Origin of the sequence: Microbacterium sp. MAH-37, assembly GCF_009758255.1 — a bacterium.
Classification (GTDB): Bacteria; Actinomycetota; Actinomycetes; order Actinomycetales; family Microbacteriaceae; genus Microbacterium.
Map to the genome: position 1 here is coordinate 237,492 of NZ_WSEN01000008.1, position 24,683 is coordinate 262,174.

The 24,683-nt window shown below is 70.6% G+C and carries 20 protein-coding genes; 5 read left to right on the forward strand and 15 right to left on the reverse strand.

Going from position 1 to position 24,683, the window contains the following annotated elements; all coding sequences use genetic code 11:
- The first annotated feature begins 31 nt into the window (after positions 1-31).
- Positions 32-1,201 carry an RtcB family protein gene (locus GON06_RS11510; protein ID WP_157312436.1) on the forward strand — a complete coding sequence of 390 codons (1,170 nt, stop codon included), beginning with the start codon at positions 32-34 and terminating at the stop codon, positions 1,199-1,201.
- A 104-nt stretch (positions 1,202-1,305) separates the two neighbouring features.
- On the opposite strand, the gene GON06_RS11515 is transcribed toward GON06_RS11510, so the two are convergent.
- The 9 genes from GON06_RS11515 to folE form a co-directional block, all read right to left on the reverse strand.
- Entirely contained in the window at positions 1,306-2,763 is a 1,458-nt protein-coding gene (locus tag GON06_RS11515) for an MFS transporter (protein ID WP_157312437.1), read from the reverse strand.
- 43 nt (positions 2,764-2,806) lie between these two features.
- Positions 2,807-4,147 (reverse strand): M20/M25/M40 family metallo-hydrolase, encoded by a 1,341-nt coding sequence (locus GON06_RS11520; RefSeq protein ID WP_157312438.1) that lies wholly within the window; start codon positions 4,145-4,147, stop codon positions 2,807-2,809.
- 32 nt (positions 4,148-4,179) lie between these two features.
- The gene (locus tag GON06_RS11525; RefSeq protein WP_378736658.1) at positions 4,180-4,458 is read right to left on the reverse strand and encodes a metal-sensitive transcriptional regulator; all 279 of its coding nucleotides are present in this window, start codon (positions 4,456-4,458) and stop codon (positions 4,180-4,182) included.
- Entirely contained in the window at positions 4,455-6,128 is a 1,674-nt protein-coding gene (locus GON06_RS11530) for an FAD-dependent oxidoreductase (protein ID WP_157312439.1), read from the reverse strand. Before GON06_RS11530 ends, GON06_RS11525 begins: the two co-directional genes overlap by 4 nt.
- Before the next feature lie 218 nt (positions 6,129-6,346).
- Positions 6,347-7,750: a threonine synthase gene (thrC, locus tag GON06_RS11535; RefSeq protein WP_332837448.1), complete on the reverse strand. Its 1,404-nt coding sequence runs from the start codon at positions 7,748-7,750 to the stop codon at positions 6,347-6,349.
- Between the two features lie 198 nt (positions 7,751-7,948).
- Positions 7,949-8,671, reverse strand: coding sequence for a pyrimidine reductase family protein (locus tag GON06_RS11540; RefSeq protein ID WP_332837449.1), 723 nt, complete (start codon positions 8,669-8,671; stop codon positions 7,949-7,951).
- Position 8,672: 1 nt separating this feature from the next.
- Positions 8,673-9,572 carry a dihydropteroate synthase gene (folP, locus tag GON06_RS11545; protein ID WP_157312441.1) on the reverse strand — a complete coding sequence of 300 codons (900 nt, stop codon included), beginning with the start codon at positions 9,570-9,572 and terminating at the stop codon, positions 8,673-8,675.
- On the reverse strand, positions 9,569-10,690 hold the full coding sequence (locus GON06_RS11550) for an NAD(P)/FAD-dependent oxidoreductase (RefSeq protein WP_157312442.1): 1,122 nt from the start codon (positions 10,688-10,690) through the stop codon (positions 9,569-9,571). Before GON06_RS11550 ends, folP begins: the two co-directional genes overlap by 4 nt.
- On the reverse strand, positions 10,690-11,340 hold the full coding sequence (gene folE, locus GON06_RS11555) for a GTP cyclohydrolase I FolE (RefSeq protein ID WP_157312443.1): 651 nt from the start codon (positions 11,338-11,340) through the stop codon (positions 10,690-10,692). Before folE ends, GON06_RS11550 begins: the two co-directional genes overlap by 1 nt.
- 152 nt (positions 11,341-11,492) lie before the next feature.
- Here folE and GON06_RS11560 point away from each other — a divergent pair, with 152 nt between their 5' ends.
- Positions 11,493-13,553 (forward strand): MMPL family transporter, encoded by a 2,061-nt coding sequence (locus tag GON06_RS11560; RefSeq protein WP_332837450.1) that lies wholly within the window; start codon positions 11,493-11,495, stop codon positions 13,551-13,553.
- A 30-nt stretch (positions 13,554-13,583) separates the two neighbouring features.
- On the opposite strand, the gene GON06_RS11565 is transcribed toward GON06_RS11560, so the two are convergent.
- From GON06_RS11565 to GON06_RS18750, 5 genes are all read right to left on the reverse strand, one after another.
- On the reverse strand, positions 13,584-14,927 hold the full coding sequence (locus GON06_RS11565) for a hypothetical protein (RefSeq protein ID WP_157312444.1): 1,344 nt from the start codon (positions 14,925-14,927) through the stop codon (positions 13,584-13,586).
- 400 nt (positions 14,928-15,327) lie between these two features.
- On the reverse strand, positions 15,328-16,113 hold the full coding sequence (locus GON06_RS11570) for a TIGR03943 family putative permease subunit (protein ID WP_157312445.1): 786 nt from the start codon (positions 16,111-16,113) through the stop codon (positions 15,328-15,330).
- The gene (locus GON06_RS11575) at positions 16,106-17,128 is read right to left on the reverse strand and encodes a permease (RefSeq protein ID WP_232528424.1); all 1,023 of its coding nucleotides are present in this window, start codon (positions 17,126-17,128) and stop codon (positions 16,106-16,108) included. The genes GON06_RS11570 and GON06_RS11575 overlap by 8 nt, the downstream gene beginning before the upstream one ends.
- Positions 17,129-17,213: 85 nt before the next feature.
- Complete coding sequence (locus GON06_RS11580) at positions 17,214-18,062, reverse strand: helix-turn-helix transcriptional regulator (RefSeq protein ID WP_157312447.1); 849 nt, start codon at positions 18,060-18,062, stop codon at positions 17,214-17,216.
- A 103-nt stretch (positions 18,063-18,165) separates the two neighbouring features.
- Positions 18,166-20,745, reverse strand: a complete 2,580-nt coding sequence (locus GON06_RS18750) for a helix-turn-helix transcriptional regulator (RefSeq protein ID WP_157312448.1) — start codon at positions 20,743-20,745, stop codon at positions 18,166-18,168.
- A gap of 477 nt (positions 20,746-21,222) precedes the next feature.
- On the opposite strand from GON06_RS18750, the gene GON06_RS18755 reads away from it, so the two are divergent.
- The 3 genes from GON06_RS18755 (at position 21,223) to GON06_RS11600 (ending at position 23,392) form a co-directional block, all read left to right on the forward strand.
- A complete protein-coding gene (locus tag GON06_RS18755; RefSeq protein ID WP_232528425.1) occupies positions 21,223-21,945 on the forward strand; it encodes a hypothetical protein in 723 nt (240 codons plus the stop codon).
- An 81-nt stretch (positions 21,946-22,026) separates the two neighbouring features.
- Positions 22,027-22,485 (forward strand): carboxymuconolactone decarboxylase family protein, encoded by a 459-nt coding sequence (locus tag GON06_RS11595; protein ID WP_157312449.1) that lies wholly within the window; start codon positions 22,027-22,029, stop codon positions 22,483-22,485.
- Between the two features lie 16 nt (positions 22,486-22,501).
- Entirely contained in the window at positions 22,502-23,392 is an 891-nt protein-coding gene (locus GON06_RS11600; protein ID WP_157312450.1) for a sigma-70 family RNA polymerase sigma factor, read from the forward strand.
- Positions 23,393-23,403: 11 nt separating this feature from the next.
- Here GON06_RS11600 and GON06_RS11605 read toward each other — a convergent pair whose 3' ends face one another.
- Entirely contained in the window at positions 23,404-24,648 is a 1,245-nt protein-coding gene (locus GON06_RS11605) for a PxKF domain-containing protein (RefSeq protein ID WP_157312451.1), read from the reverse strand.
- Between the last annotated feature and the right edge of the window lie 35 nt (positions 24,649-24,683).

Below are 24,683 nucleotides of genomic sequence, written 5' to 3' on the forward strand. Positions count from 1 at the left end.
TGGCTGAACACCTCACAGAAGGAAAGGAATCATGGAGAGGCTCTCCGCACGGCTGCTGTCGTGGGCTTCGCTGATCGACGAGAAGACGCTCGAGCAGGCGAAGACCACGGCGCGCATGCCGTTCATCCACCCGCACCTGGCGCTCATGCCGGATGCGCACCTCGGCAAGGGGGCGACCGTCGGATCGGTGATCCCGACCCTGGGCGCGATCATCCCCGCCGCCGTCGGCGTCGACATCGGCTGCGGCATGATCGCCGTCCGCACGCAGTTCACCGTGGACGAGTTCACCCAGCGCGACCTCGCCCCGCTGCGGGAGGCGATCGAGCGGGCCGTCCCGCTCTCGGCCGGCCGGTACAACCGCAAGGTGGTCGCCACCGCCGAGCCGCGGATCGCGGAGCTGGAGAGCCTTGGCGAGAAGCACGGGTTCGACCCGGAGTCCTACGCGGGCAACTGGCGGCTGCAGCTGGGCACGCTCGGCTCCGGCAACCACTTCATCGAGGTGTCGGCCGACGAGCTCGGCCGGATCTGGCTGTTCCTGCACTCCGGTTCGCGGGGAGTGGGAAACAGGATCGCCACGCACCACATCGCGGTCGCGCAGCTGCTGGCGAAGCAGTGGTGGATCGACCTGCCCGACCCCGACCTGGCCTACCTGGTCGAGGGGACGCCGGAGTTCACGCGGTACATCCGGGAGCTGCGGTGGGCTCAGCGGTTCGCGCTGCTGAACCGGGAGGAGATGATGGACCGGGTCGTGCGGCAGGTGTCGGAGTTCGCCGGCATCCCGGTGGACGAGCAGGAGCGGATCAACTGCCACCACAACTTCACCGAGTCGGAGAAGCACTACGGCAAGCAGGTCTGGGTGTCCCGGAAGGGCGCGATCCAGGCTGACGCCGGGCGGCCCGGGCTCATCCCCGGTTCCATGGGCACCGCCTCATACGTGGTGGAGGGCCTCGGCGACCCGCAGTCGCTGAACTCCTCCCCGCACGGCGCTGGTCGGGAGTACTCCCGGTCGGCGGCGCGGCGCACGTTCACGCACGAGCAGCTGCGGGAGGCGATGACCGGCATCGAGTTCCGCGACACCGACGCCTTCATCGATGAGATCCCTCAGGCCTACAAGCCGATCGACACGGTGATGGCCGACGCAGCCGATCTCGTACGGATCAGGCACACCCTGCGGCAGCTCGTCAACGTGAAGGGCGACTGAGCCTGCGGCGCCGAGTGCACGGCATCCTGTCGAGTGCACCATCTGTTCACGTGAACGGGTGGTGCACTCGGCGACAGGTCGCGCACTCGGCGCATCCGGGCCCGTCAGCTCAGGACGGGCTCGGATGCCTCGACCTCGGCGCGGTCGGTGAAGGCCTGCTTCGGCACGAAGCACAGGATCACCGCCGCGGCGAGCGCCGTCGCACCGCACACCACCCACACCGTCACGTACCCGGCGAATGAACCGGCGGTGCCCTCCACCGCCGCACCGGACACCCCGTGCAGCAGCGCGATACCGAACACGCACGAGGCGATCGCGCCTCCGACCGTCTTCACCGAGTTGGTCAGGCCTGTGGCGACACCGGTCTGGCTCGCCGGCGCGGCCGAGGCCGCCGCGGCGGGCAGCGCGGCGACGAGGGCGCCAGAGCCGAGGCCCACCACGACCATGTTCGTGACGACCTGGACGTAGGTCGCGTGCAGCGGCAGAAACAGCAGGAACCCGACACCGACCAGCACCGAGGCGCCGATCAGGGTGACGCGCGGCGTGAGGCGACGGGCGATCATCGGGAACAGCAGCGCACCGACGATCATCGCGATCAGGTACACGCCGATCAGCAGCGAGGTCGCGAAACCGGTCGTGCCGAGGCCGTAGCCGTACACCGTCGGGTCGGTGCGTGCGAAGGTCGACAGGGGCGCCTGCGCGCCGAGCACGCTGACGCCGAACAGCCCGGCGGTGAGGAAGACCGGACCGAGGGCCGGCGAACGGAACATCCGCACGTCGATGATCGGGTCCTCGCGCCGCAGCTCCCAGAGCACGAACGGCACGACCAGCACCAGGCCGAGCAGCACGATCGCCCACGACCACGGGTTCACCAGCCCGCCGTCGAGTCGCAGCAGGCCGAGGCCGCCGGTGAACGCCACCAGTGCGAGGGAGATCAGGACCAGGCCCACCGTGTCGAAGACACCGCCGGTGGGCTCGGGCGACTCCTTGACCCCGAACAGGATCACGAAGAAGCACAGCACCACCATCAGCGCCGGCACGAGCAGCACCACCGTGAGCGGCAGGCTGTCGACGAGCGCACCGCCGACCAGGGCGCCGATGATCGCGCCGGTCTCCAGCGCTGCGACGAGCAGACCGGCAGCGCGCGCCGTGACCGTGGATCGGGCGTCCATCCGCCGCGAGCGGGACCAGATCAGCGCGATCTCGAGAGGCAGCCACACCGTGTAGAAGCCCATCAGCGCCCAGGCCGCCAGGAACACGGGGAACGAGACGGTGAAGGGCAGCACCAGCGCCGCAGCGGCCGTCAGCGCGGTCGAGATCAGCAGCATCCGCTTGTGGCCGACCATGTCGCCGAGCTTCGCGAATGCGGGAACGACGAGCGCCGAAAGCATCAGCTGCGCGCCCTCGAGCCAGTTCACGTCGGCGTCGTGGATGCCCAGATTCCGGGCGATGTCCGACAGCATCGGCGTGTAATAGCCCTGGATGACGCCGCTGGTGAACTCGACGAAAGCCAGGAAGCCGACCACGGTCGCGAGCGCGCCGAGAGTCTTGGTGCGCGACATCGCGCCTCCTCGGGAAAAGAAAGTGGCCCTCGGGTAGGGCGCTCTACTGTAACCCTTCGATGAGCGCGCGGTGGAATCGCTCCCCGCGCTCGAGGGCCTCGATCTCCACGCTCTCGTCGACGCCGTGGATCGCCGCGCGCTGCGCGCTCGACATCTCCAGGGGCGCGAATCGGAACACCGAGGGCGAGAACCGGTGGAAGTGCCGCGAGTCGGTCGCCGCCATCATCACATACGGCACGGCCGGGATGCCGGGATGCGAGACCGCCAGCGCGTGCTCGAGCAGGCCGAACGCGGGAGTGTCCGTGCGCGACTCCGGCGAGGGCTCGCTCGCGTCGACCAGACGCACGGTCACCTGCTTGTCGGCGACCCGACGGCGCACACGATCCGCCGCCTGCGCGGTCGTCTCGCCGAGCGCGATGCGCAGATTGAGAGTGGCGGATGCCTGTGACGGGATGACGTTCGCAGCGGTGCCGCCCGACTGCATCGTCGCGGCGACCGTGGTGCGTACGAGGGCGGCCGGCTCGCCGCCGAGAGCGGCGAAGACCCGGGCGTTGAGCCACGGGCTCGCGGCGAGGACGCGCAGCAGGAGCCGGGCGGGTCCCTTGGCCGATCCGGACAGCTGACCCAGCATCCGCCCCACCGCCTTCGGCGTGCGCGCGCGGAACGTCGACGGGCCCAGCCTGTCGACCGCCCGCGCGACCCTGCGCACGGCGGTGACCGGCGGCGGAGTGGAGGCGTGTCCGCCATCGCCGCGGGCGGACAGTTCGATCGTGGCGATGCCCTTCTCCCCGACGCCGATCATCGCCGCGCTGCCCGGCACGAACGGCAGCGGGGCGTCGACGACGGCGCCGCCCTCGTCCACCACCAGCCAGGGCACGATCCCCCGCTCCTGGAAGGCCGCGGCGATGGCCTGCGCCGCGGTCCCGTAGGTCTCCTCGTTGCCGCCGAACGAGAGATACACGTCGCGGGCTGGCCTGAACCCCGCGGCGAGCAGGTTCTCGACGGCCTCGATGACGACGATCAGCGGGCCCTTGTCATCGAGCGCGCCGCGGCCGTAGACCGAGCCGTCGGCGATCCGGCCCTCGAAGGGCGGGTAGGTCCACGGGTCGGTCTCGTCCACCGGCACGACGTCGAAGTGCGCCATCAGGACGAGCGGACCATCGGATGCCTCGGCGCGGCCCTTCCAGCGGAAGAGCAGCCCGAACTCGGTGTGGCGCTCGAGGGTGAGGTGCTCGTGCGTGAGCGGGTACAGCTCGGCGAGCAGGGCGACGAACGCCTCGAAGGGCTCAGCACCCCGGCGGTCGAGCTCTGCCGACACTGTCGGCAGCTGGATCATCCGGGAGAGGCGGTCGGCGATGCCGGGGCGGGGCGGGACTTCGGGCATCTGGCCATCGTACGTCCCGCCCCACCCGTGCTTCACGCGAGGGTGAGGAAGAGCTTCTCCAGCTCGGCCAGATCCGGGGCATCCTCACCGGCGTCCGCAGCATCCGTCACGCACGTGCGCAGCGCGGTGCTGATCACCGCGAAGCCGGCGCGGTCGATCGCCTTGCCGACCGCCGCGAGCTGGATCACCACGTCGCGGCACTCGGCGCCCGACTCCATCGCGTCGATCACGCCGGTCAGCTGGCCGCGCGCACGCTTCAGCCGGTTCAGCGCGGCCTTCAGGTCGGCATCGGCCGGATCCATCACAGTCATGCGAACTCCTTCGTCGTCATCCTTACTCCGGCGCTCCAGGTCAGGTAGCCGCCGTCCAGGTTGCGCACCCGGCGACCGCGCTGCGCGAGCAGTCGAGCAGCGGTGTGACCGCGCTGGCCGACCTGGCAGTGCACGATCAGATCGCCCTCCGGCAGGTCCGCGGTGCGCAGGTCGTCGACCGGGATGTGCACGCTGCCGGGGATCGATCCGGCGTCGTTCTCGGCCGCGGAGCGCACATCGATCAGGGTCGCTCCGGAGGCCTGAGCCTCGTACAGCTCGTGCCACTGGATCGAGTGGGTCAGTCCGGTGGCGTTGTTGTCGGCGATGTAGCCGAGCATGTTCACCGGGTCCTTCGCCGAGCCGTACTGCGGGGCGTAGGCGAGCTCGAGGCGGCTCAGCTGCGACGCCGTGAGCCCCGCCTGCATGGCGGTCGCGATCACGTCGATGCGGCGGTCGGCGCCTCGGCGCCCGATCACCTGCGCGCCGAGGATGCGGTCGGTGGACGGGTCCACCAGCAGCTTCATCGTCAGGCGCTCCGCGCCCGGGTAGTATCCGGCGTGGTCGGTCGGGTGCGCGTGGATGACGCGGTGCGAGCGCCCCGCGTCGATCAGGCGGCGCTCGCTCCAGCCCACCATCGCCACGGCGAGATCGAAGACGCCGATGATGGCGACACCCGCGGCAGGCTCGCTCTCGTCCGGCATCCGATCGAAGAGTCCCTCCTCCGCGGCGATCACGTCGGCCGCGATGCGGCCGTGCCGGTTGGCGAGGCCGGCCATCGTGACCAGCGTGGGCTCGCCGGAGACGGCGTCGATCTTCTCGGCGGCGTCTCCGACCGCGAGGATCCGCGGGTCGGCGGTGCGCTGGTGCCCGTCGACGGGGATCCCCCCGGTCGCGCCAGGCTCGAGTCCGGCGGCGACGAGCAGGGACGCCGCGGGGCGGACGCCCCTGGCGTCGATGACGATGTCGGCGGCGATCGTGCCGCCGTCGTCGAGGTGCACGCCGTCGGCGTCGATGCTCTCCACCGTGGTGCGGGTGCGCAGGTCGACGCCGTGCGCGCGCAGCTCGTCGACGACGACCGCGGCCATCTCGGGGTCGAGCGGGCTGAGCGGATGCGCGCCGTGCTGCACGAGCGTGACCTCGAGTCCGCGGCGCACGAGGTTGTCGACGGCTTCGAGTCCGATGAATCCGCCGCCGGCGACGACCGCCGAGCCCGTGGTTACGCCGGGCAGCGCGTCGAGCACGGCGGTGATGCGGTCGATGTCGTCGATCGTGCGCAGCGTCGCGACCGCGGGTCCGCCGGCGGCAGCTTCGAAGGCGCCGGCGGGTGCGGCGCCGGTGGCGATGATCAGGTGGTCGTACCGCTCTTCCGAGACCGCGCCGGTCCGCACATCGCGGATCTCCAGGGTGCGGGCGACTCGGTCGATCGAGATGACCTCGGTCCTGGTACGCACGTCCAGGTCGAAGCGCGCGCGCAGCGACTCCGGCGTCTGCAGCAGCAGCGACTGCCTGTCGTCGATGACGCCGCCCACGTAGTACGGCAGCCCGCAGTTCGCGAAGCTGACGTAGTCGCCCTGCTCGATCACGACGATCTCGGCGCTCTCGTCGAGTCGCCGCAGTCGCGTGGCCGCGGACATCCCGCCCGCGACACCGCCCACGATGATCACGCGCATGTCAGGCCTTTCCGAAGAGCTTCCCGAAGAATCCGGTCGGCGCCGGCTCGTCGTCGTGCCCGGGGCACCACTGCGATGCGGGCACGCTCTTCTTCACGCTGTCGACGTGCTGGCCGCATCCGGCCCACGTCGTCTTTCCACACGTCTTGCACGTCACTGCTCTACACATACCCCCGAGGGTATCAGTCATACCCCTGGGGGTATGCTGAGAGCTCTTGTCAGCGCAGCGCGTTGGCCTCGACGAAGGCGCGCAGCGCCTGCTCGTCATCGGGGAGTTCGGTGACATGCTGCGGCGCGGCGAGCATCTCCTGCAGCTCGGGCGAGTAGTCCAGCTCGACGCCGATCGCCTCGACGATGGTCTCGGCGAACTTCTGCGGCTTGGCGGTCTCGAGCACGAGCATCGGCACGCCGTCCTCGACGTGCTCGCGGGCGATGCGGACGCCGTCGGCGGTGTGCGGATCGATGATCTCGCCGGTCGCCTCGTGCACGGCCTTGATGGTGGCGAGCCGGTCGGCGTGCGTGGACGTACCGCTGACGATGCCGAACTCGGCCTCGAACCGCGGCTGCTCGGCGGAGAGGTCGAAGTACCCCTGCCGATCAAGGTCGGCCCACAGCTGCCGCACGCGCTCGGCGTCACGTCCGACCACGGCGTAGATGAACCGCTCCAGGTTCGATGCCTTCGAGATGTCCATCGACGGGCTGGACGTGGCGAGGGTGTCGGCGGCCGACCGCGGCCGGTACACGCCCGTGCGGAAGAACTCGTCGAGCACGTTGTTCTCGTTGGCGGCGAGCACGAGTCGGCGCACCGGCAGGCCCATCCGCTTCGCCCAGAAGCCGGACAGGATGTTGCCGAAGTTGCCAGAGGGCACCGTGAACGAGACCTCGGTCGGGCCCATCGCGTCGGTCGCGCGCAGCCAGGCCCAGAAATAGTAGACGACCTGCGCGGTGATGCGCGCGAGGTTGATCGAGTTCACCGCGCCGAGGCTCCAGGTGCGCTTGAACGGCACGTCGCCGGCGAGCGCCTTCACCAGGTTCTGGCAGTCGTCGAACACGCCCTCGATGGCGATGTTGTGCACGTTCTCGTCGGCGAGCGAGTACATCTGCGCGCGCTGGAACGCACTCATCCGGCCCTGCGGCGAGAGCATGAACACCGCGACGCGCTCCTTGCCGCGCAGCGCGTGCTCGGCTGCGGAGCCGGTGTCGCCCGAGGTCGCGCCGACGATGTTCAGCACGCCGTCCTTGCGCTCCAGCACGTACTCCATGACCTGGCCGAGGAACTGCATCGCCATGTCCTTGAACGCAAGGGTCGGGCCCTCGCTGAGGCCGACGAGCGTGAGGCCGCCGTCGATCGGGCGCAACGGCACGACGTCGGTCGGGAAGTCCGTGTAGGCGGCCGCGGTCATCCGCGCCAGGTCCTCGCGCGGGATGTCGGTGGCGAACAGGCCGAGCACCTCGGTGGCGAGCTCGGGGTACGAGAGCCGGCGCCAGGAGGCCAGCGTGCCGGCATCCACCTGCGGAAGCTCCTCGGGCACGGCGAGTCCGCCGTCGGTGGCCAGGCCTTCGAGCAGCGTCTCGGAGTACGGCAGCGGCGCCATGCCGCCGCGGGTGGAGATGAACTGCACAGGGACTCCTCGGGGTCGCGAACCCCTATTGTCTCAGGATCCCGGGCGCGCCGAGGCCGCGTGACGTCCTATGCTTCCGGCCGCTCACTCATTCCGGTCCCAACGGATGCGGGTCCCGCCGTCGAAACACCCGCAACGAGTGAGACCGGAGCATCATGAGGATCGCGCTCCGTTGGCTCCGGTCTCAACCGTTGCGGGTCACGACCGGGCGTAGTGCAGGAACAGCTCGTCGGCGGCGCGGAGGACGGATGCCAGGTGCATGCCGGTCGGGGATGCCGTCGCGCCGGAGGTGATCCGGCCGGATGCTCCGCCCTCGAGTGTCGGCGCGATCGTCAGATGCAGGGCGTCGACGGCGCCCGCGGCGAGGAACGACCCGAACACGTGCGGGCCGCCCTCGCCGTGCACGTGCCGGAGTCCCCGGTCGGCGAGCTCCGCCCGCACGCGGAGCGGATCGACATCCCCTTCTCCGCACACGATCACGTCGGCGACATCCGCGAGTCTCCGCGCCGGCGCGCCGACGACCGTGCAGATGATCGGGCGCACTGGCGCCTCGGTGAAGATCGGCGACGCCGGGTCGAGGTGCAGGCTGCGCGAGATCAGCACGAATGTCGGGTGCGCGGCCAGGCCCCGCGCCTCGCGCCAGGCGACGGATGCCGCATCGAGCCGCATCCCGCCGTAGCCCTCGATGCGCGCCGTTCCGGCGCCGAGCAGGATCGCATCGGCGGGGCGGCGGAGCAGATCGAACAGGCGCCGGTCGGCGGCGTCCCCCAGCCCGCCGGACCGGCCGTCGCGGGTGGCCGCACCGTCGATCGACGCGATGAAGTTCATCCGCAGCCAATCGCGGCCCTCCGGCATCGCGATCAGCGCGAGCAGCGCCTCATCGTCGAGTCCGGATGCCGGGTCCGGCCAGAGCAGATCCACGTCAGACATTGTGCGTCGGATGCGTGTTGTGCTCCAGTCGCACCGGCGGGCGCCAGCCCAGGATCGCCTCGGTCATCCGCACCGCGTCGACGGTCTCTGCGACGTCGTGCATCCGCACGATCCGCGCTCCACCCAGGATGCAGGCCGTCATCGCCGCGAGCGAGCCGGCCTGCCTCTCGCCCTGCGGCCGGTCGATCGACTCGCCGATGAAGTCCTTGTTCGACACCGCCACCAGCAACGGCAGGCCGATGTCGGCGATCTCGGGAAGCCGCCGCGTGATCTCCAGCGAGTGCAGCGTGTTCTTGTCGAGGTCGTGACCGGGATCGATGATGATGCGCTCACGGGGCACTCCGGCCTCCTCCGCCCTGGCCACGCGTTCGAGCAGGAACGCGCGCACCTCGGCGACCACGTCGTCGAAGTGCGCTGCCGGTTTCTCGGCGCGCGGCGGGCCGACGCTGTGGGTGATCACGACGTGCGCGTCACTGCCGGCCACGACCTCGGCCATCCGCGGGTCGCCGAGACCGCTGGTGTCGTTGATCACCGCGGCGCCGGCGGCGATCGCCGCCTCGGCGACGGCGGCGGAGTTCGTGTCGACGGAGATCACGACATCGGCGTCCGATCCCGCGATCGCCGCGACCACAGGCACGACCCGGTCGATCTCCTCCACCACGGACACGGCGGGGCCTCTCCCGAACGGCACGCCGCCGACGTCGACCCAGTCGGCGCCCCGCTCGGCCGCCCGCAGGGCGCTGGCGACGGCGTTGTCGAGCGCGAAGTTCACGCCGTGATCCGAGAACGAGTCCGGGGTGCGGTTCACGACCGCCATCACGGCGACCTGGCGGTCGAAGTCGAAGGCGCGTCCACCGATGCGGCGCACGCCGGTCGACACGGCGACAGTCATCGCGCCGTCCCCACGCTGTCGCGCACCGCATCCGACGCATCCCAGTCGTTCGCGTGCATGGCGGCGACGACCGTCCCTCCGGAGACCCAGTAGGCGCGGAACGCGCCGCCATTCGCCGCATCCGTGTCGCCCTCGATGTCGACGCGGTCGTATCCCTCGGGGCCGACGCTGCCGAAGTACTCCATACCGAGGTCGTACTGGTCGGTGAAGAAGTACGGCAGGTGCGTGTACGGCTCGCCGGCGCCGAGCAGGTTGCGCGCAGCGACCTTGCCCTGCTCGATCGCGGTGTCCCAGTGCTCGACGCGGATACGGCGGCCCAGCACCGGATGGTCGTGGTTCGCGACGTCGCCGATGGCGTAGATGTCGGGATCGGAGGTGCGCAGGTTCGCGTCGACGAGGATGCCGTTGTCCACTGCCAGTCCTGCCGCCTCGGCCAGTGCGGTGTCGGGTGCGGCGCCGACCCCGACCACCAGCACGTCCGCGGCGGCCATCTCGTCCTCGGTGGCGGAGGTACCCAGCCGCAGGTCGACGCCGTGCGCGCGGTGCAGATCGGCGAACACCGCGGCGACCTCGGGCCCCAGCACCCGCACCAGCGGCAGCTCCGCGACCTCGTAGACGATGACGTCGGCCCCGGCGATCCGGGCGGCGGCGGCGACCTCGAGTCCGATCCAGCCCGCGCCGACGATCACGACCTTCGCACCCGCGATCAGGCGCTGCGTGAGCGCGACGCTGTCCTCCATGGTGCGCAGGTACACCGGTGCGGCGACGCGGTCGGCGACGTCGAAGTGCCGCGGCTGCGCACCGGTGGCGATCAGCAGCCTGTCGAAGTGCACCACTTCATCGCCTGCGGTGACGGTGCGCGCGGCGGGATCGATCGCGGTCACCCGGGTGCCGATGTGCAGCTGCACGTCGTGCTCGCCGTACCAGCCGTCGTCGTGCACGAGCGCGGCCTCCACGCCCTTCTTGCCGAGCAGCACGTCCTTCGACAGCGGCGGCCTCTCGTACGGCGCATGCTCCTCCGCGGCGAACACCACCAGCTCGCCGTCGTACCCGTTCTCCCGGAGCTCGGTGACGGCGGTGCCGGCGGCGAGGCCGCCGCCGATGATCACGATGGTCATCATGCTCTCCTCTCGGTGACGAGCGCCAGGAACTCCGCGCGGGAGCGAGCGTCTTCGCGCAGCACGCCGCGCAGCGCCGAGGTCTTGGTCGCAGCTCCCCCGGCGCGCGCACCGCGCAGGGTCATGCAGCTGTGCGTCGCCTCGATCACGACGCCGACGCCGCGTGGCTGCAGGTGCAGCGCCAGCGCGTCGGCGACCTGCACGGTCAGCCGCTCCTGGGTCTGCGGCCGGCGGGAGAAGTGATCCACCATCCGCGGGATCTTCGACAGCCCGACGACACGGTCCGCCGGCAGGTACGCGACATGCGCGACGCCGCTGAACGGCAGCAGGTGGTGCTCGCAGATCGAGTGCACCGGGATGTCGCGCACGAGCACCAGCTCGTCGTAGCCGTCCGGGTTCGCGAAGGTGGTGAAGTCGAACGGCTGCGGGCTGAGCAGCTCGGCGTACGCATCCGCGAAGCGCTTCGGGGTCCGCGCAAGATCGGGGGTGTCCGGGTCGTCCGGGTCGATGCCGAGGGCGCGCAGCAGTGCATGCGCCGCGACGGCAGCCGCATCCGGATCGATCGCGCGTGGCAGCGCCCGGATGCGCACCCGGTCCTCGACCGGGACGGCCGCGTCCTCCTCTTCGGCGTATGCCAGCGACAACGTCATGACCGTCCTCCTCGGTTGCTCCCTCCATTGAAGACCTGCACTCCCTCTAAAGTCAAGAGTTCTGTTTTTTAGAGCATCTCCATCTTTCGATCGAGAAGGATCTCCATCGGAAGCGCGATCCGCCCGAAGCAGCGCTCCGGTGTGCTGGACTGGTGCCGAGATTCCTCCGTTCCCTCCCCTCTGTCCTCACCTCGCGCCGAGGCGCGTGGATCTCTCTCATCACCGGCGTGCTGGTGCTGGTCGCGCTCATCGGCGCGTTCGGTCGCGTGACGCTGGATGCCCGCAGCGGCAGCGCCCCGGCCGACTCCGAGTCGGCTCAGGTGACCGCCCTCGAGCAGCGATTCCCGGATGCCGATCAGCAGGCGCTCCTGATCGTGGCGAGCCGCGATGACGGCGGCGAGCTGACCGAGACCGATCTGCGGGCGCTCGCCGCGCTCTCCGACCCGATCTCCACCGAGACCGGCGAGGACGTCTTCGGGCCGATGCCCAGCGACGACGGCGAGGCCGCGGCGCTGCAGGCGACCGTGTCGGCTGCCGACGACGATCAGGCCGAAGCCGCTGTCGACGGTGTGCGCGAGGTCGTGGCGCAGCATCCGATCGACGGCGTGACGATGCAGGTGACCGGAGGTCCCGCCTTCGGTGCGGATGTCGCCGCCGCATTCGACGGCGCCGACTTCACATTGCTGCTCGTGACCATCCTGATCGTCGCGCTGCTGCTGATCATCACTTACCGTTCTCCCGTGCTGTGGCTCGTGCCGCTCGCCGTCGTCGCCTTCGCCGACCAACTGGCGGGCAAGGTCACCGCGGCGATCGGCAACGCGCTGGAGCTGCAGTTCGACACCGGCATCGTCAGCGTCCTGGTGTTCGGAGCCGGCACGAACTACGCGCTGCTGCTGGTCTCCCGTTACCGGGAGGAGCTGCAGCGCTCGGATGACCACCGCACCGCACTCGCCACCGCCTACCGGACGACTGCCCCGGCCATCCTCGCGTCGAACGCGACCGTCGTGCTGTCGCTGCTCACACTGGTGCTGGCCGTGATCCCCGGCACCCGCGGGCTGGGCGTCGCCTCGGCCGTCGGGCTGCTGATCGCGCTCGCGGCCGTGCTGCTGGTGCTGCCTCCGGCGCTGGCGGTGTGCGGTCGCGGACTGTTCTGGCCCTTCGTCCCTCGCCCCGGACGTGCGGTCGGTGAGGGCCGCGCGTGGCGTGCCGTCGCCCGCTCCGTGGTGCGTCGGCCGTGGCTGCCGCTCGTCGGCGGCGTGGCCCTGCTCGCGGTGATGGCTTCTGGCGTGCTGGGCGCCTCGATCGGACTCAGTCAGGTGGAGAAGTTCCGGGTGCCGTCCGAGTCCGCCGCCGGGCTCGAGGTGCTCGGCGAGCACTTCCCGCCGGGGCTCGCGCAGCCGATGATCGTGATCGCCGATTCCGCGGCATCCGATGAGGTGACCGCGGCGATCGAGGATGTCGACGGCGTCGAGCACGTGACCGCCGCCGGCGAGAGCGCCGACGGCGCCCTCGCGAAGCTCGTCGTCACCGGCGACGCCGCACCGGGCACCGCCGAGAACAGGGCCCTGATCGAGGACGTCCGCGCTGCCGCTCACGACGTGTCCGGCGCCGACGCGCTCGTCGGCGGGCAGGGGGCGGCCGAACTGGATGCGCGCTCCGGGAACCTGTACGACTTCCTGGTGATCGCCCCGCTCGTGCTGCTGGTCTCGCTGATCGTCCTCGTGCTGCTGCTGCGGGCGCTGGTCGCGCCGATCGTGCTGCTGCTGGTGAACGCGGTGACGGCGATCGCGGCGATCGGCGCCGGCGCGTGGCTGAGCAGGGTGCTGTTCGGCTGGGACGCCCTCGACCTGCAGGTTCCGCTGCTGGCGTTCCTTTTCCTCGTGGCTCTCGGGGTCGACTACACGATCTTCCTCGTGCACCGCGCGCGGACCGAGGCGGCCAGGGTGGGCACCCGGGAGGGGATGATCAACGCTCTCGCCGCCACCGGCGGTGTCATCACCAGCGCCGGCGTCGTGCTGGCCGGGGTGTTCGCCGCGCTCGGGATGCTGCCGCTCGTCACGCTCGGGCAGATCGGCCTGATCGTGGGGATCGGCGTGCTCGTGGACACCCTCGTGGTCAGGACGCTGGTCGTGCCCGCGCTGTTCTCTGTCGTCGGGGATCGGATGTGGCTGCCGGGGAGCGTCCGACGCGAGCCATCCGTACCGGTGAGCTGACGGGCCCCGCAGGCCTGGGCGCACCCGCGCTCAGGCCTGCGGACCGCTGTGGCACCAGGAGACGTCGAACCCGTTCAGCGTGGTGAGCGCCTCGCCCGAGCGCAGATCGATCAGGTGCGTGCGGATCTTCTTCGGCAGCGGCATGAGCAGCTCGTCGTAAGGATTGTCCGTGAGGTCGGGCGTCACCGTCACCGCGGCATACTGCCCGCTCGGTGAGACGCAGACCTGCAGGATGGCATCGTCTTCACCGACCTCGAAGACGGGCTTCGCCGTGCCATCCGGCGCCACGGTGATCACCGACTGACCGATCGGCATGCCGGTCTCGTCGCGCTGGACGACGTGCTGCAGGGCTCCGCCCGGGAAGGGGACGACGGCCGTGGGCAGACCGTAGTCGGGATCGGTCGCCGGCATCGGCTGCTCGGAGCCGTCGGTGAGGTTCAGCTCGACGATCTCGCCCGTCGCCCGCTCCACGATCGCGGTGAAGGTGCCGCGGGTGACGCCGAGGATCTGGGCGGCGGTGCCCATCGGCTTGACGCCGGCGTCACCGGTCGGGTCCTCGACCGACAGCGCACCGTCGAAGTCGAGGAACAGCAGCGAGGAGGTGTCCGGCACGAACTGCCAGTCCCCGATACTGGCCTCCTTGCCGCCGACCTTCACGACCCGCGGCTCGCCCTTGCCGCTCAGGGACTGGGTGACCAGCACGCTCTCCCGCCCCGAGGTCTCGGTGAGGTCGGCATCCGAGTAGCTGTAGGCGACGAGGTCGCCACGATCCGAGACCTGCAGCGTGGAGACGTACCCGGTTCCGGGCAGCTTCAGTTCGCGCTGCCCCGTGCCGTCCCTGTTCATCACGAGGAGCCGCGATCCGCCGTCCTCCTCGACCGCGACGACGAGCCGCGACGAGGTGGCGCGGAAGTCGAGGATCTGCGGGGCACTGAACACCGCGGCGCCGTGCTCGCCGGTGAGGTCGGTGGTGAAGATCTTGTCGTCCCCGTCGCTGCGCTGCAGCAGCAGGATCTGCGAATCCGGCGTCGTGAACGACGTCTCGAGATCGGAAGACGGTCCGCCACCCACACGCTCGGCGCCGGCGACCCGGACGGAGTACTCGGTGGCGTCGTCGAGCGGAACAGTGAAGCGGATGCCGATGCTGCGGCCGGCCGCGTCGATCGTGAACGGCACCGCAGGCTCGACGGTCACCTGGGACTCGTCGATGGCCGCCAGCGGCTGGTTCGCGGTCAGGATCACACGGCTGCCCGAGGACTCGATGGCCTGCTGCGGGTTCACCTGCACCGCAGAGACCCGCGGCCCCTGCAGCAGACTCACCGCGGTGAGGCCGGCCCCGACGACGAGCAGGATGCCGAGCACGGCGGCGAGCACGACCCCGAACCGCCGCGTCCGGGTCGATGCTTCCGCTGTCCCGGACCTGCCCCCGGTCCCGGTCTCACTCGTTGCGGGTCGGAGGCGGCCTGCACCCGCATCCGTTGAGACCGCAACCGGAAGACGGTCGGCGGACGATGAGTCCGGCACGTCGGCGACGTGCACGTCGCCCGCCGCCCCGGGAGCAACCGTGCCAGAACCCGATCCGCTCCCCGGCGTCGGCGCTTCCCCTGTTCCGGTCTCACTCGTTGCGGGTCGCAGGCCGCCCGCACCCGCATCCGTTGAGACCGGAACCGGAGGGCGGTCGGCCGGCGCGGATGTGCCAGCCTCGCGGGCCGCCGCCTCGCGCATGGCGCGCAGCTGTGCGCGGGTGAGCGGCTGGTCCCCCGTGCCCTGGCCGTCAGTACTCATACGGGTCCTTCGGCTCGTCGACGCGCTTCACCGAGGTCGGCTCGATGCGCAGGGCGCCGTCGGCATCCGCCTTCACCGTGCCCGTGACCTCGATCCAGTCGCCGGTCTTGTACGAGCCGTCCTTCGCGTCGACGGGCACGGATGCCGGACGCGCGTCGATCACGCAGTGCGTGATCACCATCCGGGTCAGTCCGAGTTCGCCCTTCTGACCCTCGACGGGCGTCGCGAAGCCGGTCAGCGTGACCGTGGCGCCGTCGTAATTCTCCGGCCGGGTGGCGTTGGCGAACACGTTCGCCCAGTCGCCGACGCCGAACGTCGTGGTGTCGGCGACACCGAGGTCGACGTCGTCCGCGCCGGCGAAGAGCACGGTGCTCTCGCCCGCGCGCTGCATCGCGATCTCCGCAGACAGCGACGCCGGCGGCAGGAACAGCGCGGCGAGCACGACGGCGGATGCGAGGATTCCCGCGGTCCAGGTTCCGATGCCGGTCAGCAGACGTCGCGTCGATCCGGCATCCGCGTGGCCGTGATCATGATCGTGTCCGTGGTCGTGGTCGCTCTCGGCACCCAGCGGAAGGAAACAGGTCCACACCGCGCCGATCAGCATGAGCACGGCTGCGGCGGACGCGAACCAGACCGTGTCCGGGCTGATGTACAGGGTGAGCCGCCCGGTGATGGCGAGGCCCAGCGTGACGACGGCGATCACCGAGGCCAGGCCGACGCCGAGCCAGCGTGAGGCGAGGGCGCGCCGGCGAGCGGAACCGTCGAGATCAGACAAGGGCGTTCACCGCCATCCCGATCGTGAAGGCCGAGAGCAGGACCACCGCGACGATGACGCCGAGCACTCGCCAGCGGAACGTCGTGCGCAGCAGGGCGAGCATCTTCACATCGACCAGCGGGCCGACCAGCAGGAACGCGACGATCGCACCAGGCGAGAAGGTGGAGGCGAACGACAGCGCGAAGAACGCGTCGACGTTCGAGCAGATCGCGACCGTCATCGCCAACGCCATCATCGCCACGATCGAGAGCGCCGGGTTCGACCCGACGGCGATGAGGACCTCGCGCGGGACGAGCACCTGCACCGCACCGGCGATCGCGGAGCCGATGACGAGCGCGGGCATGACCGCACGCAGCTCGACGAGGAACTGCGCGAGGCTGCGGCGCACCGGGCTGCCCGGCTCGTGCTCGATGAGCTCGCAGGTGGCGATGAACCGCTCCGTGAGCAGGCCGTCCTGGTCGTGGTGCAGGCTGTAGATCCAGCCGATGAGGTTGGCGATGAGGAAGCCGCCGACCAGACGTGCCACGAGGATGCCTGCGTCCCAGCCGAATGCCGCGTGCGTGGTCAGGATGACGATCGGGTTCACGATCGGCGCCGCGATCAGGAACGTCAGCGCCTCGGCCGGCGCCAGGCCGCGCATCATCAGTCCGCGCGCGAACGGTACGTTGCCGCACTCGCACACCGGCACCACCATCCCCAGCAGCGACAGCACAGCCCGCCGCGCCCAGGCGTTGCGCGGCAGCCAGCGCTGCACCGCGTCGGACGGCAGCCAGACCTGAACGACGATCGACAGCACCACGCCGATGAACACCCACGGCAGCGCCTCGATCAGCACGCTGAGCGTGAGGGTCAAGCCGTCTTGCATCCGCGTGGGCAGGGTATCGGTGAACAGCGCCGGCGCGAAGCGGTTGATCAGCAGCAGGATCGCGAGGATGCCGGCACCCACGCCGACACCGATCCACGGCGAGCGGCGCCGGGTGTCGTGCGTGTGCGCGAGGGCGACGCTTCCTGGCATGAGAATCATTCTCGCGGGTGCGACCTTCCGGATTGCTGAATCGGGAGGATCGCGTCGGCCAGTGCTCCTCAGGCGAGCCCGCGGTTCAGGCGGCGCGGGCCCGGCTCAGTGCGGTGCGCATCGCCCGCGGACTGGAGAACCCGGTCCGCTCGGCGACGTCGCGGTCGGCGAGCACCCCCTCCTCCAGGAGCAGCGCCGCCTTGCGCGCCCGCACCTCGGCGAGCCGGCGCATCGGCGTGGTGCCCGCCGCCTCGAAGATGCGGAACAGCTGTGCGCGGGAGACCCGCAGCAGCTCCGCCATCCTCTCGACGTTCAGCGTCGGATCGTCGACGTGCTCCGCCAGCACGATCTGCGCCGAGTCGATGTCGCGCACGATCGAGCGCCGTCCGAAACGCTGCTGCGAGGCCGCGAGCTGATGCACGTTCTCGAGCAGGTTGTGTGCGGCTTCGATGACGAAGGCCGCACGGCCGATCTCCAGCTGCCGCGATGCGTTCAGCAGCGCGGTCATGAACGACATGGTGAGCTGACGAAGGTCGTCCGGCGCCCGGACGAGGACCGGCGCCCCGGCCGTGACGGTGTCGCGGAACCCGTTCGGGATCGTCGCGTGCATCAGCGAGTACGGCGCATCCGCCCGAAGCCGGCACACGACGCCCGCATCCGCGATCAGCGCCTGCCCCGGCGCGAACAACGTGCCGAGCGGATCGACGTGCACCTCGCCCGAGATCATGAACACGACCGTCACCGCATCCTCGTCCTGCGGGACGAGCGTGAGGTGCCGCGCGGTCGTGCGGAACCGCCCGACGGCGAGCCGCGTGGTCATCAGTCGATCCCCCGCGACGCGCGCAGACACGTCATCCGTTCGCCAGCCCCAGCTGTCCAGCCGGCGGGTCGCCGGAACGCCGTGCAGCGTCGTCTCCTTCTCCAAAGTCAGCATAATGCCCCCAACTGCTGATCCCCGCCCACATCTGCATGGGCCCCTTCAGATCAGGTTGCCGGGGCCGGCACGCACCAGACATACGTACATGTACGTACACGGATCAGGGGCCGGCGAGCTCGACGCCGTGCCGCTCTGCGAGCGGGGCGGTCAGGTCGCGCCGGCTCGCGAGGTCGAGCTTGCGCAGGATGCGCCCGACATGCGTGGTCACCGTGCGCCGGGAGCGCCCCAGCCGCTCCGCGATCTCGCGATCACTGAGACCGACCACGATCTGCGCGGCGACCTCGCGCTCGCGCGGGGTGAGGATCGAGTCGGATGCCGGATCCTTCCGCTCGCGGTCGAAGCGATGCCGCGCCACCCGCACGATCCCGCGCCGGGCCGCCGCGGGGATGTCAGCGGCGGCCCGGCCGGCCAGGCGCATCGCGAGCACCTTCGCGTCCTGCAGGAGCTCCTCCTGGAACAGCCGGCGGACCAGCGCGGCGAGTGCGCCGAGGTCGCGCTCGCCGACGGCCCTGGCCATCGCGGCGAACAGCGCCGGAACGCCCTCGAGCGGATCCGGTCCGGTGAGCTGATCTGCGATCCACGCCCACAGCGCGGATTGATGGCCCGCGCCGAGCTCATGCGCCAGACGATAGGTGCCGAGCAGCTCGAGGAGCCGGAAGTCCAGCGCCCGCCCCTCCTCCGCGGCCGCGGAGTACCCGGCGACGCCCTCGTCGTGGAGCGGCTCGGGCTGCAGCTGCGTCGCCGCGATCCCCCGCAGGTGCGCGTTCGCCGCACTGACGATCGCCGACGGCGATTCGAGGTCGTAGGCGGCCTCGAGCATCTGGCGCGCCCGCTCACCGTCGCCGAGCATCGAGCTCGCGATCGACACGATGGATGCCGCCATAGGAGCGAGCACTCGGTCGTCGATCTCTCCGTATCCGTCCAGCAGCGGCTCGGCGATCAACCGCGCGGCGGCCACGTCGCCGCGGTACACGGCCTGGGCCGCCCAGAGCAGACCACCCAGCCGCGACGGCGAGCCCAGCACGGCGCTGGCCGCCAGCGCGCGGCCCGCGCCGGCGAAGTCCGGCGTGAGGATGCCGCCGGCGGCCCGCAGGAACAGGGTCATCGCGGCGTCGATCGCACAGCCCGCATGCAGCTGCGCCGCCTGCTCCACCAGCGCTGTCGCGGTGACCGGCCTGCCGTCCTTCCAGGCGCGCAGAGCGAGCACCCGCGCCGCCCTGGCCCGCGTCAGCGCCGCGGCGCCGGCATCGTCCACCATGGCCTCCAGCGCCGGCCATGGAGCATCCCGGTCCGGTCGCACCAGCGCGAGGTATCCGCGCAACAGGTGCGCGCTGTGCGGGGCGTGCTCCGCCGCCCACGCGATCACCGCCGCGAGCGCTTCGTCGTAGACGACGCTGGCGGAGTCGCGGAACAGCCCGAGCACGAGCGCCAGCCCCACGGCCTCGATGGTCGCGGCGGCCGGATGGCTGCGGAGAAGCTCATGTGCGATGGCTGCCACCGCATCATCGTCGTCGAGCACCGCATGCGCATACGCGAGATCCGCGTGCACGGACGGATGCAGCGGGTGATCGGTGCGCCCCGCGAGATTCACCGCGCGCTGGTGCCTGCCGCTGCGGATCAGGTAACCGATCACCTTCTCCTCGAGCTGCACGGGCAGCGGCAGCTGCACCGACCAGGCCCACATCATCAGTTCCGCGGCGTCCGCACCCGGCATCGCCCCCAGCACCGATCCCTCACCGAGTGCCTGCACGACCCTGACCAGCAGCAACCGTCGCGCCGATGCACCGATCCGTCCTGCGACATCCCATCGGAGCGCAGACGATGTGAGCCGCACCCTGCCGTCGGTCGTGGCGGCGAGGCCGGCGGACTCCAGCGCAGCTGTCTCGGAGAGCAGCCCGAGTCGTTCCACCGCGAGGAGGGGCAGCGAACCTGTGACGGCGAGCGCCTCAGCGGCGGGGTCGCCCGACAGCCGCTCGATCGACCACTGAGGCAGCGCCCCTGCGGCCGGGTTGTCGAAGCGCAGGTGCACCACACCGCGGTCGATCACCAGGCCGTCGTTCGCAGCGGCCAGGTCGAGCAGCCAGCACAGCGCGCGGAAGGATCCTCCGGATGCATCCTCGAGCGAGAGGACGTCCTCCTCCACCGGAACCGCGCCGATGAGCCGCTCGACCTGCGCGCGCAGCACCGCGCCGCTCATCCTCGGCAGTGCGACGCGCACCGCGCCACGGAACTCCGCGAGGACGGCGTCGGCGATCGCGGCATCCGCTTCGATGAGGATGAGCCGGATACCCCGTTCCCTGCCGGCCAGCGCGTTCAGGATTCGCAGGCTGCGCGCATCCGCGCGGCCGGCTCCGCGCACGACGATGGTCGCCTCGGCCAGGGTGGCGGCGATGTCCCGCGACAGGGAGTCCGTGGTCCGCTCGTTCACCGAGTCGGCGTCCGAGAGACCCAGTTCCTCGAGCAGCCAGCCACTCGGCGCCCTGCCCCGGTGCGGGACCTCGGCGTCGAGTACGGCGACGTGCTCCCGGCGCTGCTCGACCAGGGCACGGGCGAGTTCGTCCTCACCGGCGCCGCGTTCTCCGGTGACGATCACGACGCCGGCGCGCAGCCAGCGCCTGGCCAGGCTCTCGACCTCGGACGGGTCGACCGGCGGTGTCCGCTCCAGCGACGGCGATGACATCTCTGCTGTTCTCCCGATCAATCCGATCGAGTGACGACACAGTCATCCGATCTTGATGATTGAGGGGCATATAGCAGAGTAGAGCATTCCCGCGCCTCGCAGACGAGGCCCCCGGAGAACCTCGAGAAGGTGAGGGTCCGGGAGCCTCGCGGTGCTCCGGTCCAAGGGGACCCGGAGCTGCAGACGGCGCACCTGTGGGGAGGTGTGCGCCGCCGCGCCGACGTCCCGGAAAACCCCCTCCGGGCAGTCGGTCTCGGGAAACCATAGGCACCGGCGCGCGATGCGATCGCGGACAGGAGACTCCTGTCCCGGTTCCGGGACTCTCGATGCGATCTCCGGACGTCCATGAAATCTCAGATGCGACCCAGGAGTCCCAGCGCGCCGTGGCGCGCGTTCCCGGCTCTCTACACTCCTGACAGTTCCGGCGGGGCCGGACGGGGCCTGCACCCGAGCAGTCGTCCACGAAGGGGAGATCCTGTGTCCACGCTTTCTGAGATCGAAGTCACACGCCGCACGCTCGCGCGGGGCGCCGCCTGGTCGCTGCCCGTCATCGCTGCCGCGACGGCCGTGCCGATGGCCGCCGCATCCGGCTGCGTCGAGCAGCCGGCGACGCTCGACTTCTCGTCGATGTACCAGCGGAGCAGCATCACAAGCGGGGCCGCCGTCGTGCCCGTCGCCGGGCAGGAGCCCGTCACGGTCTCGTTCTCGAGCGTCATGAACGGCTACACCGCGCATGACCAGAACTACCGGATCGGCGCCGGAGCCTGGGACGGACTCCAACTGCAGCAGGTGCGCAGCGCGGGCACTCCGTCCAACAATCAGGCCTATTACCAGCTGATGACGATCACGTTCTCGCGCGAGGTGACGAACCTCGTCCTGCCGATCCGCAACTTCAGCTGGCCGACGGACAACTCCTACGGCGACCAGGTCTGGCTGGCCACGAACGGTCAGCCCGGCGGCTTCACGTTCGTCACCGGCAGCGGTGTCGGCGGCAACGGATCCTACGCGCAGCCGTTCCGCCGGAGCGCTGCTTCCGAGACCTACACCGGCGCGTCGACGAACGTCACGGTGACCTTCCCCGGTCCGGTCAGTTCGATCTGGCTGGCTTACGACGACAAGAGGGGAACCCTCACCACCAGGATCGAGCAGGCCATCGCCCTGGGCGACATGACTTTCGTCGCGCCCTGCCCGGCAGCCTGATCGTCGCTCCTGTCACACTTCGCGCGCGCCATCCGACACCTTCGCTGAGAGCCGCAACGAACGGCTCCGGGAGGAACGACGATGACCAGGATCGACATGTCCAGGACCAACAAGCTCGGCTACGCGGCCGTGATAGGGATGGAGGCGTACTCGCGCAAGGCCGTGGAGCCCCGGCTGTACGAGCTGATCAAGCTGCGCGCCTCGCTGCTGAACGGATGCGGGTACTGCGTCGACATGCACGCGACGGACGGCGCGAACCGTGGCATCCCGCAGCGCACGCTGCACGCGGTCGGCGCCTGGCAGCACGCCCGCGGGTTCTTCTCCGAGGCAGAGCTCGCCGCGCTCGCGCTGACCGACGCGATCACGAAGCTCGGTCCCGACACGGTCACCGACGAGATCTGGGATGCCGCGGCCGCCCACTTCGACGAGGGCGAACTGGGCGGCATCGTCATGGCGATCAGCACGATCAACGTCTGGAACCGCATCGCGATCGCCACCGAGATGGCCCCGCCGATCGACGACAAGCACCCGATCGTCTAGGGCTACGTTGGAGGTCATGACCCTCGAAGCCACCCCCGCGACCCGCGCATGGGAAGCGGAGCGGGGGCGGCTGATCGGCATCGCCTACCGGATGCTGGGCGACTTCGGCCTCGCCGAGGACGTCGTCTCCGACGTGGCCATCGAGGCTCTGAAGGAGGAGCGCGCCGGCTCCGGCCGGGTGCGTTCCTGGCCGGCCTGGCTGACCACGGTCTGCGTGCGCCGCACGATAGACCGGGTGCGCTCTCTGGCGGCATCCCGCGAGGAGTACATCGGGCACTGGCTACCAGAGCCGGTCGCGACCTCACGGCTGCCGGAGGACGCGGTCGCCGATCGCGAACTGCTCTCGGTGACGCTGCTGCACCTGGCCGAGCAGCTGACCCCCGACGCCCGCGCGGCCGTCGTGCTGCACCGAGCGTTCGGGATGTCAGCGGTCGAGATCGGCGAGATCCTGGAGTCCTCCCCCGCGGCGGTGCGGCAACTGATCTCCCGCGGCGAACGCAGGCTGCGGATCTCGGAGGATGTTGCTGACGCCCCGCCCGCCGACCCCGCCGCACTTGCAGCGCTGGTGACGGCGATCGAGGGCGGCGACATCAGCGCTGTGCTCGATCTGCTCGCGGATGACGCGATCCTGTGGAGCGACGGCGGCGGGCGCGTGCGCGCGGCCCTCAACCCGATCTTCGGTGCCGAGAAGGTGCGCCGCTTCTTCGTCGGCGTCGCAGAGAAGGCCGCGGCCCACGACCCCGTGCATCCGTTCGCGGTGGCGCTGCTCGACGCCAACGGCGAGCCTGCGCTCGCGCTCACCCACTCGGGACGCACCGATGTGCTGACGCTGGAGTTCGGCGCGGACGGCCGCATCCACGGCATCCGCCAGGTCTCCAACCCCGACAAGCTGCACCACGTGCTCTGACGCGCGGGTGCTCACCGCAGGAACGCCAGCTCGGCGCGGTGCGTCAGTCCATCGCCCAGACCGAGGGTCAGCAGCCCGCACGACCCAGCCCATGCTCGCGGGCTCGACCACACGAGCTGGTACCGGCCATCGCCGAGGTCGCGCAGCCCGCTGGGCACGCGTGCTCCGACGGCCGCGCCTGCGGGGACGACGCCGTAGCCGCACGGCACCGGCGCGATGCGCAGTGTCACCTGCGCCGGATCCAGGTGCTCCAGAGGAGTGCCCGTCACGTCGGTGCTGGCGCGGAAGGTCAGCGCCACCGAGCTTCCGGCATGCACCGGATGCCGGGTGCGCTGCTGCGCCGTGCTCTTGGGCGTGTCCTCTGTGCGCCCGAACCAGGAGCCCGCTACGCCGTATCCCACCGTGTACGTCGTCGTCGCTGAGGCCGAGTTGCCCGCGGCATCCACGGCCGTGCAGACCACCCTGTGCTCACCGGACCTGGATGTGCTCAGCGGCGCGCCACCGTTGCACACCGCCAGAGCGATGCCCGAGGTCTCGTCCGAGGCACCCGGCCGCGCGCCGGCCGGTGCACCGAGCCCGACCACGTCGTCCACGACCGGCCGCAGAGCCGGGGGCGTCGCGTCCAGCTTGTACGTGTACGTCTTCGTCTCCGACGCGTGCCCTGTGCGGTCGCGGCAGAGTCCGACCACGTTGGTCCTGCGGGTGTCGGTCCCGACCATCACGGCCGTCGTGCACGACTCGATGCCGGACTGGTCATCCCGTCCGGACCAGTGGATCACCCCCGCCGAGCGGAACCATCCGTCGGCGTTGGGGAGCGCGTCCGTCACGTGCGCATCGCTCACCACCGGATTCGCCGAATCGACGTGCAGCGGCCCGCCCGCAGCCCGCAGAGCGACGAACCGGGTGGCGTCGCACGTTCGGCGCCCGAGCACCCAGTAGCAGTACCGCACGATCACGCGCACGGTGCAGGACAGCGCCTCCGTGTCGGCGGCGTCCACTACCACGGTCACGCCGTCGCCGTTCCACTCGCCTGGTACCGGGGCGGGTGTGAAGCAGAAGGCGCGAGTGAAGACGAGATCTTCGATGTCGCCGGCTGCGATCCCCTCCGTCGCCGATGCGGTGTCGAAGCTCACCCGAACGGTGACCGGCCCCGGCTGCCAGTCGATCGTCGCCGCCGAGGCCGGCCCGCACAGCAGGCCGGCGGCGAGCGCGATCACGGTCAGCGCCGCGCCGATCATCCCCCAGCCCCGTGCCATGCTCCGCCCCCGAGAACACTTTCGACAGCCCCTAC